General features: G+C 68.7%; 17 protein-coding genes. 15 read left to right on the top strand and 2 right to left on the bottom strand.

Annotated elements, in window-relative coordinates:
- Positions 1-37: 37 nt before the first annotated feature.
- Positions 38-1,246, bottom strand: coding sequence for a cytochrome P450 (locus tag OG210_RS32925; protein WP_328335946.1), 1,209 nt, complete (start codon positions 1,244-1,246; stop codon positions 38-40).
- A gap of 120 nt (positions 1,247-1,366) precedes the next feature.
- Positions 1,367-2,371, bottom strand: coding sequence for an acyltransferase domain-containing protein (locus OG210_RS32920; RefSeq protein WP_328335947.1), 1,005 nt, complete (start codon positions 2,369-2,371; stop codon positions 1,367-1,369).
- Between the two features lie 269 nt (positions 2,372-2,640).
- Between OG210_RS32920 and OG210_RS32915 the strand changes: the two genes are divergently transcribed.
- From OG210_RS32915 to OG210_RS32845, 15 genes are read left to right on the top strand one after another with little or no spacing between them, the layout of a single operon-like run.
- Entirely contained in the window at positions 2,641-2,964 is a 324-nt protein-coding gene (locus OG210_RS32915; RefSeq protein WP_328335948.1) for a TcmI family type II polyketide cyclase, read from the top strand.
- Entirely contained in the window at positions 2,961-3,401 is a 441-nt protein-coding gene (locus OG210_RS32910; protein ID WP_328335949.1) for a cupin domain-containing protein, read from the top strand. Before OG210_RS32915 ends, OG210_RS32910 begins: the two co-directional genes overlap by 4 nt.
- The gene (locus OG210_RS32905) at positions 3,398-4,669 is read left to right on the top strand and encodes a beta-ketoacyl-[acyl-carrier-protein] synthase family protein (protein WP_328335950.1); all 1,272 of its coding nucleotides are present in this window, start codon (positions 3,398-3,400) and stop codon (positions 4,667-4,669) included. The genes OG210_RS32910 and OG210_RS32905 overlap by 4 nt, the downstream gene beginning before the upstream one ends.
- Positions 4,666-5,919 (top strand): ketosynthase chain-length factor, encoded by a 1,254-nt coding sequence (locus OG210_RS32900; protein ID WP_328335951.1) that lies wholly within the window; start codon positions 4,666-4,668, stop codon positions 5,917-5,919. The genes OG210_RS32905 and OG210_RS32900 overlap by 4 nt, the downstream gene beginning before the upstream one ends.
- Positions 5,920-5,965: 46 nt before the next feature.
- Positions 5,966-6,223 (top strand): acyl carrier protein, encoded by a 258-nt coding sequence (locus OG210_RS32895; protein ID WP_328335952.1) that lies wholly within the window; start codon positions 5,966-5,968, stop codon positions 6,221-6,223.
- A gap of 2 nt (positions 6,224-6,225) precedes the next feature.
- A complete protein-coding gene (locus OG210_RS32890; protein WP_328335953.1) occupies positions 6,226-6,702 on the top strand; it encodes an SRPBCC family protein in 477 nt (158 codons plus the stop codon).
- Complete coding sequence (locus tag OG210_RS32885; RefSeq protein WP_328335954.1) at positions 6,699-7,157, top strand: DUF1772 domain-containing protein; 459 nt, start codon at positions 6,699-6,701, stop codon at positions 7,155-7,157. Before OG210_RS32890 ends, OG210_RS32885 begins: the two co-directional genes overlap by 4 nt.
- A gap of 22 nt (positions 7,158-7,179) precedes the next feature.
- Positions 7,180-7,929, top strand: coding sequence for a 3-oxoacyl-ACP reductase family protein (locus tag OG210_RS32880; protein WP_328335955.1), 750 nt, complete (start codon positions 7,180-7,182; stop codon positions 7,927-7,929).
- Between the two features lies 1 nt (position 7,930).
- Entirely contained in the window at positions 7,931-8,263 is a 333-nt protein-coding gene (locus OG210_RS32875; protein ID WP_328335956.1) for an antibiotic biosynthesis monooxygenase family protein, read from the top strand.
- Entirely contained in the window at positions 8,260-8,592 is a 333-nt protein-coding gene (locus tag OG210_RS32870; RefSeq protein WP_328335957.1) for an antibiotic biosynthesis monooxygenase, read from the top strand. The genes OG210_RS32875 and OG210_RS32870 overlap by 4 nt, the downstream gene beginning before the upstream one ends.
- Positions 8,593-8,623: 31 nt before the next feature.
- On the top strand, positions 8,624-8,845 hold the full coding sequence (locus OG210_RS32865; RefSeq protein WP_328335958.1) for a DUF6059 family protein: 222 nt from the start codon (positions 8,624-8,626) through the stop codon (positions 8,843-8,845).
- 23 nt (positions 8,846-8,868) lie between these two features.
- Positions 8,869-9,912 carry a dTDP-glucose 4,6-dehydratase gene (gene rfbB / locus OG210_RS32860; protein ID WP_328335959.1) on the top strand — a complete coding sequence of 348 codons (1,044 nt, stop codon included), beginning with the start codon at positions 8,869-8,871 and terminating at the stop codon, positions 9,910-9,912.
- On the top strand, positions 9,909-10,976 hold the full coding sequence (locus OG210_RS32855; RefSeq protein WP_328335960.1) for a glucose-1-phosphate thymidylyltransferase: 1,068 nt from the start codon (positions 9,909-9,911) through the stop codon (positions 10,974-10,976). The genes rfbB and OG210_RS32855 overlap by 4 nt, the downstream gene beginning before the upstream one ends.
- A 10-nt stretch (positions 10,977-10,986) precedes the next feature.
- A complete protein-coding gene (locus OG210_RS32850) occupies positions 10,987-12,465 on the top strand; it encodes an NDP-hexose 2,3-dehydratase family protein (RefSeq protein WP_328335961.1) in 1,479 nt (492 codons plus the stop codon).
- Positions 12,462-13,481, top strand: a complete 1,020-nt coding sequence (locus OG210_RS32845) for a Gfo/Idh/MocA family oxidoreductase (RefSeq protein ID WP_328335962.1) — start codon at positions 12,462-12,464, stop codon at positions 13,479-13,481. The genes OG210_RS32850 and OG210_RS32845 overlap by 4 nt, the downstream gene beginning before the upstream one ends.
- Positions 13,482-13,491: the final 10 nt, after the last annotated feature.

Below are 13,491 nucleotides of genomic sequence, written 5' to 3'. Positions count from 1 at the left end.
GCCGCGCACCAGATCGGTGCGCGGCCCGAACCATTGGTCACCACTGCACGGGAATCTCCACGAAGTTCTGGATCAGCGCGCCCTCGTTCCGCGGCAGCTCGTCCGCGGGAGCGGTGAGCCGCAGCTCGGGGAAGCGGCGCATCACGCCCTCCACGGCCACCTGCAGCTCCATCCTGGCCAGTGCAGCCCCGGAACAGAAGTGGATGCCGGTGCTGAAGGTCACGTGGTGGTTGTCCTGCCGGGTGATGTCGAAGGTCTCCGGGTCGGTGAAGGCGTCGGGGTCCATGTTGGCCGACTCGATGGAGGGGATGATGCTCGAACCGGCGGGGATGAGGACACCGCCGACCACGATGTCCTCCTTGACGTAGCGCAACATGGACAGCGAGGAGCCCATCACCTGGAGGCGCAGGAGCTCTTCGACGGCCGACGGCACGAGCGAGGGATCGGCGTGCAGCCGGGCGAGTTCCTCGGGCCGGCTGAGCAGGACGACGAGGCTGGAACCTAGCTGGCCGGCAGTAGTCTCGTACCCCGCGATCAGCAGCAGCATCGCCCAGTAGACCAGTTCGTACTCGCTCAGGCCCGACTGGTCGTCGTCCTGCACTGCGATCATTGCGCTGATCAGGTCGTTCCCGGGCGTCTCGCGCTTGGTGGCCACGAGCTGCTGGACGTAGGCGATGAGCTCGCCGCGGGCCCGGCCGATCTCCTCACCGGTGAACCGGCTCACCGACAGGAAGTGGTCCGTCCAGCTGCGGAACTTGTGCTGGTCCTCAAGCGGGACCCCGAGCAGCTCGCAGGTCATCCGGATCGTCAGCGGGAACGCCAGCGCCTCGTTCAGATCAGCGGGGCGGGGTCCCTTCTCCATCGCGTCGAGGAGTTCGGCCACCACCTTCTCGGTGCGCGGCCGCAGCTCCTCGACCCGCTTTGGGGTGAAGGCCTTGGTGATCAGACGGCGCATTCGGGTGTGCTCCGGCGGGTCCGGGCTGATGTGCGGGTCCTGGAACATGACGTTGTCCTTCGTCATGCGGGCGGTACCCGGCCGGGTCAGGTCGCGGCTCACACGCTCGTCGGACAGGACCGCCCGCATGTCCGCGTAGCCGGTGATCAGCAGAGCCTGGTCGCCGCTCGGGAGCTCCACCGGGACGACCGGCTCCTCCTGGATGCTGCGCAACTCGACGGGCTGTTCAAGGGCGGACGGCCGCTTGAACGGGTACGGACACGCACCGGTTGTCCGAGGGCTCGTAGTCATACGTCTCCCTGAGAGATGAGATCCGGCTGTTCGACCGGCTCGGTAGTGGGGCAAGCTGGGAACTTCGCTCCCAGTGCGGCCGGTTATGCCGATGAAACTCTGGCAGCCGGTGATGGACGATCACTGGACGCTCAGCCGGTGCCCTTCCGACCGAATCCGCCGGACAGCGGCCGGGAGCGCGCCGCGCACGAGGTCGTCGGCGGCGCGCGCGGGCGGGAGCACGGCGACGACGTCGCTGTGGCCGGAGGAGATCGCCGGGTGCCGACGGGCCAGGCTCAGCAGGCTCTCGCCGGGACCAGCGTCGACCAGCAGGAAGTCACCGTTGGCGAGGAGCCGGTCGAGCGCGGGGCTGAAGAGCACGGGCTCGGCGATCTGACGGGCCCAGAAGCTGGGGTCGACGGCCTCCGCCGATCCCAGCGGGTGCCCGGTGCAGGCCGAGTAGAGCCGGATGGCTGGCGGGCGCAGGGCCGTCCGCGCGACGTCGGGCAGGGTCGAGGCGACGGCGGGATCCATCAGTGGGCTGTGGAAGCCCTGCCGGGCCCGGGCCCGGCGGCACAGCATGCCCTGGGCGCGCAGCCGGCTCTCGGCCTCGGCGAGCGGCTCGTCGGCACCGGCCAGCAGGGTTTGGCGGGGGCCATTCACCGCCCCAATCACCACCCCCTCGGGAAGCAGGGGGGCCAGCGTGTCGGGCGATGCGGCGACGGCCAGCATTCCGCCGGGAGGTGTCCGCGTCGCCGCCTCCGTCCGCTTGATCAGCAGCTGCACGGCATCCGGCAGGGACATCACACCGGCGACGACAGCCGCGACGGCCTCGCCAACACTGTGGCCCAGCAGGGCCGCCGGACGGACACCCCAGCTGCGGACCAGACGTGCCGTCGCGTAACCAAGCGCGAACAACAGCGGCTGCGCCTGCTCGGCCTCATCGAGGCCGTCCTCATGCCCGGCCAGGAAGTTGGCCCGCAGCCGCTCCGCCCGCAGCCCGAGCAGGCCGAAGACCTCCTCCATGGCGGCGGTGAACACCGGCTCGGCGCCGTACAGGTGACGTCCCATGCCAGGGTGCTGAGCACCCTGGCCCGCGAACAGCAGCACTACTGGACGCGGGCCGGACGTAGCGGTGGTCTCCATGGATGCCTCCAAAGGCAATGGTCAGGCGTCCGGGGGCGGGCGCCGCACCGACCATGGGGCGGCCGAATCTCGGCCCACTAGCAAGCGACTGGACCGCCACTCACAGGGGTGCCAGCAGCTCACCAGCCCGCGTCCAGCGGAGCCCCCCAGTCTGGTGCACCGAGGGCCTGCCCTGTGGTCGAGCCGGCCGTGCCACAACGGCGTGGCGCGCCCGGCCGGAACCCTGACACGTCCCAAGGCCACCTCACACCGTTCGACTCGGAGGACCCGTGTATCAGAACTTGATCGTCGCCCGGATGGATCCTTCGCAGGCGGATTCCGTCGCGGAGATCTTCGCCGAATCGGACGCCTCCGAACTGCCGCACATGATCGGGGTGTCCCGGCGCTCGCTGTGGCGCTTTCACGACCTGTACTTCCACCTCGTGGAGGGAGACCAGGACGTTACCCCCAACCTCTACAGGGCCCGTAGTCACCCGCTCTACGAGGACATCCACGTCAGGCTCGCGCGGCACATCCGGCCGTACGACCCGGCGTGGAAAGAGCCGAAGGACGCCATGGCCAGCCCCTTCTACACTTGGGAGAACAAGCGGTGAGTGCTGAAGTGAAGAAGGTCGCCGTCACCGATGTGACACCGAACCTGCGCAGGGGCGGGGACGTTCGAGTCCTGCTCAGCCCGCTGACGGTCGGCGCCACCTCGGGATTCATGGGGACAGTCACGCTGGAGCCGGGCGAGTACGTGTGCGAGCACTACCACCCGTACTCCGAGGAGTTCGTCCACCTGGTGCGTGGGATCGTGAGCCTCACCATCGATGGCACGACGCTGGAGCTGCACCCGGGCGACTCTGCCATGGTGGCGACCGGCCTGCGGCACCGGCTGGTGAACACCTCCTCCGTCCAGGCGCAGGCCGTCTTCCACCTGGGCCCCCTGGCACCCAAGCCCGAACTGGGCCATGTGGACACCGAGTTCCTACCCGGCCACGAGAACGCTCCGGCGCCTCAGGTCGGCGGCCCTGTCGGGGCGGATGCATGAGGACCATGGATGTCGCGATCACCGGAATCGGTGTCATGGCGCCCGCAGGACTGGGCCGTGACGCGTTCTGGGACCGCATCGTCTCCGGCCGGGCCGCCACCCGCCGGGTCACCTTGTTCGACCCGACTGGGTTTCGCTGCCAGGTGGCGGCCGAGATCGACTTCGACCCGGCCGCCCACGGGCTGACGCCGCAGGACTGGCGCCGCATGGACCGGGCCGCACAGTTCGCGGTCGTGGCGATGGACGAAGCCGTCGCCGACAGCGGACTCGGCGTTGCCGGCATGGATCCCGGGCGGGTCGCCGTGACCGTGGGAAACGCGGTCGGCTGCACCACCGGGCTGGAGGAGGAGTACCGAGTCCTCAGCGACGACGGTCGGCTGTGGGCTGTGGATCACACCTTCGCCGTCCCTCAGCTCTACAACTACCTGGTGCCCAGCTCGATCGCCACCGAGGTGGCGTGGCGGTCCGGAGCCGAGGGCCCGACCTCGGTGGTCTCCTCCGGCTGTACCTCGGGCATCGACGCCCTGGGCTACGCCGCCGGCCTGCTGGCCGAGGGCAGCGCGGACGTCGTGCTGGCCGGGTCCGCCGATGCGCCGATCTCGCCGATTACCATGGCGTGCTTCGACGCGATCAAGGCCACCTCCACCTACAACGACGACCCGGAGGCCGCCTGTCGGCCCTTCGACCGGGACCGCCGGGGCCTCGTCCTGGGGGAGGGCGCCGCGATGTTCGTGTTGGAGAACGCCGCCGACGCCCGGCGCCGCGGCGCCCATATCTACGCACGCATCCTGGGCTACGCCACCCGCGCCAACGGCTTCCACATGACGGGCCTGCGCGCGGACGGCCGCGAGATGGCGGAGGCGATCACCGTCGCCCTGAACCAGGCCGAGCTGGACCCGGGAGAGATCGACTACGTCAACGCCCACGGCTCCGGTACCAAGCAGAACGACCGGCACGAGACCGCAGCGGTCAAGTTGAGCCTGGGAAGCCGGGCCTTCGAGGTCCCGATGAGCTCCATCAAATCGATGATCGGCCACTCCCTGGGCGCCATCGGGTCCATCGAGGTGGCGGCCTGCGCCCTGGCCATCGAGCACGACGTGGTCCCCCCGACGGCCAATCTCCACGAGCGCGACTCCGAGTGCGACCTGGACTACGTTCCCCTGACCGCGCGTGAGCAGAAGATCTCCACAGCACTCTCGGTGGGCAGCGGGTTCGGCGGGTTCCAGAGCGCGATCGTGATGGCCGCATCCGACAAGGCGGCGGCATGAGCGAATCGCAGGTAAGGCAGAGCACCGACGCCCGCGCGAGCGCGGTCTTCACCGGGATCGGTGTCATGGCTCCCAACGGGAACGGCACCGAGGACTGGTGGGCTGCCACCCTGGCCGGCAAGAGCGGGATCGACACGGTCTGCAGCTTCGACGCCCGCTCCTACCCTTCCCAACTCGCCGGAGAGATAAAGGACTTCGACCCGGGCGAGCGCTTGTCGGCCCGGATCGTCGTCGAGACGTCCCGGATGAGCCACTTCGCCCTGGCCGCCACCAGGATGGCCCTGGACGACGCGACCGTGGACCTGTCGCAGATCCCGGAGTACGAGCTCGGGGTGATCACCGCCAACGCCAGCGGTGGCGCTGAGTTTGGCCAGCGCGAGCTCCAGAAGCTGTGGCGCGGCGGCCCCAAGAACGTCAGCCCGTACATGTCCATCGCCTGGTTCTACGCCGCGACCACCGGCCAGATCTCCATCGGCCACGGGATGCGCGGGCCGTGCGGTGTGATGGTCAGCGAGCAGGCGGGCGGCTTGGACGCACTAGGACAGGCCCGCCGAGTGGTCCGCGACGGCACCCGCCTGGTCGTGACAGGCGGGAGCGACTCCTCCCTGTCGCCGGCCGGGTTCGTCTCGCAGCTGCCCACCGGAAACCTCACCACGGTCAACGATCCGGCCCGCGCCTACCTGCCGTTCGACACTGACGCTTCCGGCTTCGTGCCCGGCGAGGGCGGCGCGATCCTGGTGCTGGAGAACGCGGACACCGCAAAGGAACGCGGTGTGGACCACACCTACGGTCAACTCGCAGGCTACGCCGCCACGTTCGACCCGCGACCCGGATCGGGACGTCCGCCCGCGCTCGCCCGCTGCGTGCGTGCTGCCCTCGCCGACGCACGGATGCGGCCCGAGGACATCGACGTTGTCTTCGCAGACGGGCACGGCACCCCAGAGATGGACCGCCAGGAGTCGCGGACGCTGGCCGAGGTCTTCGGCCCGCGGACGGTTCCGGTGACGGTGCCCAAGACCATGACCGGTCGGCTCTGCGCGGGGGCCGGCGCGCTCGACACCGCCGGTGCCCTGCTGGCGCTGCGCGACCAGGTCGTGCCGCCCACCGTCCACGTCAAGAACCCGGCCGACGCGCACGAGCTGGACCTGGTCATCGACCAGCCTCGCGAGACCGCATTGCGGACCGCCATGGTCATCGCGCGTGGGCACGCCGGATTCAACGCCGTCGTCATCGTGCGACTGACCGACTGACCGACCGGCACAGCAGAACCACCCTTGCGAAAACGGAGGCATGACCATGAGCGCTTGCACCCTCGACGAACTCAAGACCATGCTGCAGGAGGCGGCGGGCGTTGACGAGTCGGTCGACCTCGACGGCGCCGTGCTGGACACGCCATTCAGCAGCCTCGGCTACGACTCGCTCGCGATGCTGGAGCTCGCGACCCGTATCCAGAACCAGTTGAGCGTGCCGATCCCGGACGACCACATCGAGTTCATGACCACCCCGAGGGCCGTCCTGGAGTACATCGACGGCCACCTGCCGACGGGAGCGTGACCATGCCCGCACGGACCGAGAACACTGTGGTCATCGACGCCCCCATGGACCTGGTGTGGGAAATGACCAACGACATCGAGTCCTGGCCGCAGCTGTTCGACGAGTACGCCGCGGCCGAGATCCTGGAGCGCTCACCGGACGGGACCATCCGCTTCCGGCTGACCCTGCTCCCCGACGAGGACGGCAAGGTCTGGAGCTGGGTCTCGCTGCGCAAGCCCGATCCCGGGACCCGCAGTGTTCGGGCCCACCGGGTGGAGACCGGACCGTTCGAGTTCATGAACATCGCCTGGGACTATCAGGAGTCCGAAGGCGGCGTCCAGATGCGCTGGGTGCAGGAGTTCCACGTACGGCCGGAGATGCCGTTCGACGACACGGCGATGGCCGAGCACCTGAACACCAACACCAAGGTCCAGATGGACAGGATCAAGAAGCTCGTCGAAGAGGCGGCGGTCGGCCGCTCCGGTGAGCCGGGCCGATGAGCCAGATCCTTCTGCCATTGGCCCTGATCGGCAGCGGGATGGGAGCCGGCGGACTGATGATCGCCTCGCTGGGAGGCGCGCCGCTGCTGCTCAGCCTCCCGGTCGACCGCTACATCCCCGTCCACCAGTTCCTGGTCACCAGGTTCGACCCGTTCATGCCGATCTGCATGATCACGGCGATGCTCGCGGACATCGGCGCGGCAGCGCTGTCCGACGGCGCAGCTCGCGGGCCCGAAGGCGTCGCGGCCGTACTGCTCCTAGGCTCGATCGTGGTGTCGCTCGTCAAGAACGTCCCGATCAACAAGTGGGTCGGAACGCTGGAACTGGGCGTCGTACCGCCCGACTGGGAGCGGATCGATCCCCGGATCCGATGGCGCAACTGGAACGTCGTCCGGACCGCCTTCGTGGTCACCGCGCTGTTGGCCAACGCGCTCGCCGCGGCACTCACCCTGTAACCCCACAACTTACGGAGACCCTATGGACCTGTCTCTCGACGGGCAGAACGTGCTCGTCACCGGCGGCACCCGCGGTATCGGCCGGGCCATCGTGCTGGCCATGGCCACTGCCGGCGCCAACGTCATTACCTGCCACCGCAACGACACCGAGGACGCCCAGAGCCTCGCCCGTGAGCTGAAGTCGCTGCCCGGAGACCACCACCTGGTCAAGGCCGACGTCGGCCGGCCCGAGGACATCGAACGGCTGCTGGACGGGTGCCGGACCCGGTACGGCACGCTCAACACCATCGTCAACAACGCGGGTGTCATCTCCCACATACCGTTCGCCGAGCTGGCGCTGGAGGAGTGGCAGCGCGTCATCGACGCCAACCTCACCGCCCCATTCCTGATCACCCAGAAGGCGCTCCCGCTGCTCGCGGAGAAGCCCTCGATCATCAACGTCGGCTCCCGGGTGGCCACCGTCGGACTTGCCCTGCGCGCCCATTACACCGCCAGCAAGGCAGGCCTGATCGGGCTCAGCCGGTCGATGGCGAAGGAGCTCGGCCCCAAGGGCATCCGGGTCAACGTCGTCGCGCCCGGCGTCATCGACACCGAGGAGGCGGTGAAGCTCACGCCGGAGGAGCGCGAGGCGCTCCAGCAGCGATACCGCCACATGACCGCCCTCGGCCGGCTCGGCCTTCCCGCCGAGGTCGCCTCGGTGGTCCTCTTCCTCGCCAGCTCCGGGTCGAGCTACCTGACCGGCGAGATCATCCACGTCGACGGAGGAATCTGACATGCCACACCCCGAGAAGGCCTTCCGGGTCCTGCTGCGGATGGAGACCCACCCCGGCATGGCAGCGGACTTCGAGCGGACCTGGCTCGAGATTGGCACCGCGGTGACCTCCGACCCGGCCAACCTCGGCCAGTGGCTGATGTGCTCCACCGAGGAGGAGCACATCTACTACATCATCAGCGACTGGACCGACGAGCCCGGCTTCCGCACCTTTGAGCACAGCGAGCAGCACGTCAAGCACCGTGAGCGGCTGCACCCCTTCCGCTCCGGCGGCTCGATGGCCACCATGCAGGTCGTCTACCACCTGCCCAAGGCCGAGGCGGCGAAGGCATGAGCGGCGAGATCCGGGTGATCGTCTACTGCCGGGCGCCCGAGGAGGGAGAAGCCCCGCTGGAGGCGGCCTTCCACCACATCAACGAGGATCTGGGGAAGGTGCCCGGTCTGCTGCGCAGCGAACTGCTGCAGTCCACCCTCGACGGCGAGAGCGGCTCCTTCGCCGTCCTGAGCTACTGGAAGGACGTCGAGTCGTTCCAGGTCTGGGAGCAGGGGGCAGCGCACCGCAAGCAGACCTCGCCGCTGCGCCAGTACCAGGACCGGGGCAGCAGCCGGCACTACGGGATCTACCAGGTGCGCGCCACCTTCGCGATCGCCGAACAGGCCTGACGTCGCCTCCCCACGAGAAAGGAGCCCGGCGATGCGCAACCTGCTGCGTGCGATGGGATTGAACCTGTACGAGGCACTCAAGGGGCTGGGAGCGGTGTACGTGCCCCTGCCTTCACCGGACCCCGAAGAGGGCGTCCTGACGGAGCCCCCGTCAGGTTCACCGGAGCGACTGGTTCCCAGCAGTTCGGCGACCGCGGCCGAGCGGTGGCTGTTCGACGAGCTGCGCCGAGAGATGCGGTTGCCGACCTTATGACCCGAGTAGAGAGAAGCTCTGCGATGCACCGTGCCGTCCCGGCCCGGACTGTGCTCGTCACTGGCGCGGCGGGCTTCATCGGAGCCAACTTTGTCCACTACTGGCGCAAGACGCATGCCGATGACGCCATCGTCGCTCTTGACGCGCTGACCTACGCCGGCAATCTGGAGAACCTTGCGGCGGTGCGCGACGACGTGGTGTTCGTGCAGGCGGGCATCGCCGACGGCGCCCGGATGGCCGAAATCCTACGCGAGTACCGGGTGCAGGTGGTGGTGAACTTCGCCGCCGAGTCGCACAACAGTCTCGCCGTCCTCGACCCCGGTAGGTTCTTCCGAACCAATGTGCTAGGCACCCAGGAGCTGCTCCACGCGTGCCTGGACGCGCGGGTCGAGCGGTTCCACCACGTCTCGACCTGCGAGGTGTACGGGGACCTGGCCCTCGACAGCACGGAGGTCTTTCACGAGGAGTACCCGTACCGGCCCCGCACCCCGTACAACGCCAGCAAGGCTGGAGCCGATCACGCGGTGCGCGCCTACCACGAGACCTTCGGCCTGCCGGTCACAATCACCAACTGTGCCAACAACTATGGGCGTTACCAGTTCCCGGAGAAGGTCATCCCGCTGTTCGTGACCAATGCGCTGCGCGGCCTGAGCCTGCCGGTCTACGCGTCCCGGCACAACCGGCGTGAGTGGATCCACGTCGACGACCACTGCCGTGCGATCGACGCAGTGCTCACAGACGGCGAGCCCGGACTGACCTACCACGTCGGAACCGGGGTGGAGGCGAGCGTTCAGCAGATCGCCAACCTGGTCCTCGACGAGCTCGGGCTGCCTGCCTCGCTGCAGACCACCGTGGCGGACCGGCCGGGCCACGACCGCCGGTACCTGCTGGACTCCAGCCGGATCAGGGAGACCCTGGGATGGCAGCCGACCGTCGTGTTCGAGGAAGGACTGCGGGAGACCATCCGCTGGTACCGCGACAACCCCGGCTGGTGGGAGCCGCTGTTGGAGCGGCGCCCGGTGGTGGAGGAGCGCGCCTGGTCGCAGTCCGAGGCAGGCGCCCGATGAAGGCCCTGGTTCTGGCTGGTGGTACCGGCTCGCGGCTGCGGCCTATCACCCACACCTCCGCCAAGCAGCTCGTACCGATCGGCAACAAGCCGGTGCTGTTCTACGGCCTGGAGGCGATTCGGGACAGCGGCATCCGCGAGGTCGGGATAATCACCGGCGAGACGGGCGCGGAGGTACGGAGCGCGGTGGGTGACGGATCACGGTTCGGTCTGTCGGTCACCTACATCCCGCAGGAAGCCCCGTTGGGCCTGGCGCACTGCGTGCTGATCGCCCGCGAGTTCCTCGGAGACGACGACTTCCTTATGTACCTCGGCGACAACTTCGTCATCGACGGCATCCGCGACTTCGTCACCGAGTTTCTCGCCCGGCGCCCGGACGCGCAGCTGCTGCTGACCAAGGTCGCCAACCCCTCGGAGTTCGGGGTCGCCGAACTGGACGAGGGCGGCCGAGTGGTCAGGGTGGAGGAGAAGCCGAAGGAGCCCAGGAGTGACCTCGCCCTGGTCGGAATCTACATGTTCACCCCGCTCGTCCACCGGATCGTGGAGCAGCTGCGGCCCAGCGTGCGCGGCGAGTTGGAGATCACGGAAGCGATCCAAGAACTGATCCTCCGTCAGGCCGATGTCAGCTCGCACACCATCTCCGGCTACTGGAAGGACACCGGGCGGGTCGAGGACATGCTGGAGTGCAACCGCATGGTCCTGGAGAACATCGCCCCCCGGATGGGCGGGAGCGTGGACGACGAGAGCGAGGTCATCGGCCGGCTGGACATCGCCGAGGGCGCGGTCGTCATTCGGTCCCGGCTGGTGGGCCCGATGTCCATAGGGCCGGGAACGGTCGTCGCGGACAGCTACGTTGGACCGTTCACCTCGGTCGGGTCCGGCTGCCGGCTGGACCACACCGAGATCGAGTACTCGATCGTGATGGACCACTCCTCCATCAAGGGGGTGAGCCGGATCCAGAACTCACTCATCGGCAAGAACGCGGAGGTCTTCCCGGCCGGCCCCGCACCGCGCGGCCATCAGTTGATCATCGGCGACCACAGCCGGGTCCGCCTGAACTATTGAAGGAGAGAATATGTCGCACCGCGCCGACGCTCTCGCCGGCCGGACCGGGCGGCCCGACGACACCGTGTTCCTGGCCGACCGCCTGAGCCTTTCCGCCACAACCTTCGACAACCCCCGCTTCGCGACCGAGGACGTCGTGCCCTGGCTGGAGCGAGCCCGGAAGGAGGGCGGCTTTGCCGTCGACCGGATCCCGTTCGCCGCGCTGGACCAGTGGAGCTTCGACCAGGAGACCGGCAACCTCGGCCATAGCACCGGGCGGTTCTTCACCGTCGAGGGGCTGCGGATGACCGGCGGCGGCTGGGCCGCCGAGGGCATCACCCAACCGATCATCAACCAGCCGGAGAGCGGCATCCTGGGGGTCCTGGTCCGTGAGATCGACGGTGTCCTTCACCTCCTCATGCAGGCCAAGATGGAGCCCGGCAACACCGGACTGGTCCAGCTGGGCCCGACCGTCCAGGCCACCCGGAGCAACTACACCCGTGCCCACCGCGGAGGCCACACGCGCTATCTGGAGTACTTCGTCGGACCGGACCGCGGCAAGGTCCTGGTGGACGCGCTCCAGTCCGAACAGGGCGACAGCTTCCTGTACAAGCGCAACCGCAACATGGTGGTGGAGGTGTTCGAGGACGTCCCGGCGCACGACGGTCACCGTTGGATGACCCTGGGGCAGGTTCACTCCCTGATGGGGATCGACCATCTTGTCAATATGGACGTACGGACCGTGCTGAGTTGCATGCCGCTGGGCCGGCAGCGCGGGGCGCACGAGGAAGCCGCCGTCGGGGCGCCGGCCGACTCCTTCCAGGGCGCGTTGACCCGGTCCCTGGATCGGGGCGAGCAGGCGGTCCACCGCGATCTGGAGCTGCTGACCTGGCTCCAGGACCTGAGGACGGAGAGCTCCCATTTGGCACGGCTGGTACCGCTGCGGGAGCTGGCCGGGTGGAGCACGGACGAGGAAGCCGTCACCGAACCGTCGAACAGCTGCGTCAAGGTGATCGCCGTCTCGGTTAAGGCCGGCACCCGAGAGGTGACCCGGTGGACCCAACCGATGCTGCAGTTCCCAGGCCAGGGCGTGGCGGCCTTCCTGGCCAAGCGGATCGACGGAGTCCTGCACGTCCTCGTCCAGGGCAAGGCGCAGCCTGGGGTTCGGGACACCATCGAGTTCGGACCGACCGTGCAGTGCGTGTCGCGGGACTGGCGCGCACTGCCGCCGAGCGAGCGGCCCCCGTTGCTTGACCTGGTCCTTGGCGCCGATGCCGGGCAGGTCCGGTTCAGCGCGGTGCTCCCGGAGGAGGGCGGACGGTTCTACCAGCGGGGCAACCTGTACACCGTCATCGAGGTCGGCGACGAGTTCCCGGACACCGAACCCGACACCATGCGGTGGGCGACCCTCGCCCAGCTCAAGGACCTGCTGCGGTGCGGCAACCACATCAACGTCGAGGCCCGGACCCTGATGACCTGTCTTCAGTCCCTCTGGCAGGGATCGCAGTGACGGCGGACCGGCTAGCCGACGGCCCGCTCGGGACCGCCGAGCTCAGGATCGGGGTGCTCGGCTGCGCGGACATCGCGCGCCGCAGGATGCTGCCCGCGCTGGTGGCCGGGCAGGGCATCCGCGTTGCGGCGGTCGCGAGCCGCGACCAGGAGAAGGCCAAGTCCTTCTCGGCCCAGTTCGGTTGCGACGCCGTCGACGACTACCAGCGGCTGCTCGACCGGCCGGACATCAACGCGGTATACATCCCGCTGCCCACTGGCCTGCACGCGCTCTGGACGGCCCGCGCCCTCGAGGCGGGCAAGCACGTGCTGGTGGAGAAGTCGGCGGCCGGTACGCTCACCGAGGCGCAGGAGGTGGTCGCCCTGGCGCGCGAGCGTGGCCTAGCCCTGATGGAGAACTTCGCGTTCGTCCACCACAGCCAGCATACGACCGCGCAGCAACGGCTGTTGTGCGGCGAGATCGGTGAACTCCGAGTTCTGCAAGCGTCGTTCGGCGTCCCGCCGCGGCCCTCGGCGGACATCCGTTACCGGCGGGAGCTGGGCGGTGGCGCGCTGCTGGACGTCGGTACTTATCCGCTGCACGCGGCCCTGATGTACCTGGGTGATGACGTCCAGGTCATCGGCGCGGTGCTGCGGGTCGGCCGGAACCAGGAGGTGGACACGGCCGGAAGCGTGCTGCTGGCCTCGCCGGACGGCGTCACTGCCGAGCTCAGCTTCGGGTTCGAACACGCCTACCGCAGCCACTGCGCGCTGTGGGGGACGGAGGGGCGGCTCGTACTCGACCAGCCCTTCACCCCACCGATGACCGCCCGGCCCGTCCTGCGGCTGTCCCGTCAGAACCACGTCCAGCAGTTTGTGCTCGCCGCCGACGACCAGTTCGGCAACACTGCGGCGAGCTTCGCGAGCCTCGCCCAGGGGCCGGCCACCGTTCGTGAGGAGCAGTACGCGCGGATCCTGCGTCAGGCCGCCCTGCTGAGCTCCGTCCGGGACACGGCCCGGGTACTGCGGCCGAGCTGACCAGCCGCGC

The organism is Streptomyces sp. NBC_00466 (assembly GCF_041433995.1).
In the GTDB taxonomy this organism is placed as follows: domain Bacteria; phylum Actinomycetota; class Actinomycetes; order Streptomycetales; family Streptomycetaceae; genus Streptomyces.
This window is presented reverse-complemented; position numbering and strand designations above follow the sequence as displayed.

Excerpts from the sequence above, each read along its gene's own strand:
- OG210_RS32925 (WP_328335946.1), bottom strand. The coding sequence starts at position 1,246 with ATGACTACGAGCCCTCGGACAACCGGTGCGTGTCCGTACCCGTTCAAG.
- OG210_RS32920 (WP_328335947.1), bottom strand. The coding sequence starts at position 2,371 with ATGGAGACCACCGCTACGTCCGGCCCGCGTCCAGTAGTGCTGCTGTTC.
- OG210_RS32905 (WP_328335950.1), top strand. The coding sequence starts at position 3,398 with ATGAGGACCATGGATGTCGCGATCACCGGAATCGGTGTCATGGCGCCC.
- OG210_RS32900 (WP_328335951.1), top strand. The coding sequence starts at position 4,666 with ATGAGCGAATCGCAGGTAAGGCAGAGCACCGACGCCCGCGCGAGCGCG.
- OG210_RS32895 (WP_328335952.1), top strand. The coding sequence starts at position 5,966 with ATGAGCGCTTGCACCCTCGACGAACTCAAGACCATGCTGCAGGAGGCG.
- OG210_RS32890 (WP_328335953.1), top strand. The coding sequence starts at position 6,226 with ATGCCCGCACGGACCGAGAACACTGTGGTCATCGACGCCCCCATGGAC.
- OG210_RS32885 (WP_328335954.1), top strand. The coding sequence starts at position 6,699 with ATGAGCCAGATCCTTCTGCCATTGGCCCTGATCGGCAGCGGGATGGGA.
- OG210_RS32880 (WP_328335955.1), top strand. The coding sequence starts at position 7,180 with ATGGACCTGTCTCTCGACGGGCAGAACGTGCTCGTCACCGGCGGCACC.
- OG210_RS32875 (WP_328335956.1), top strand. The coding sequence starts at position 7,931 with ATGCCACACCCCGAGAAGGCCTTCCGGGTCCTGCTGCGGATGGAGACC.
- OG210_RS32870 (WP_328335957.1), top strand. The coding sequence starts at position 8,260 with ATGAGCGGCGAGATCCGGGTGATCGTCTACTGCCGGGCGCCCGAGGAG.
- OG210_RS32865 (WP_328335958.1), top strand. The coding sequence starts at position 8,624 with ATGCGCAACCTGCTGCGTGCGATGGGATTGAACCTGTACGAGGCACTC.
- rfbB (WP_328335959.1), top strand. The coding sequence starts at position 8,869 with ATGCACCGTGCCGTCCCGGCCCGGACTGTGCTCGTCACTGGCGCGGCG.
- OG210_RS32855 (WP_328335960.1), top strand. The coding sequence starts at position 9,909 with ATGAAGGCCCTGGTTCTGGCTGGTGGTACCGGCTCGCGGCTGCGGCCT.
- OG210_RS32850 (WP_328335961.1), top strand. The coding sequence starts at position 10,987 with ATGTCGCACCGCGCCGACGCTCTCGCCGGCCGGACCGGGCGGCCCGAC.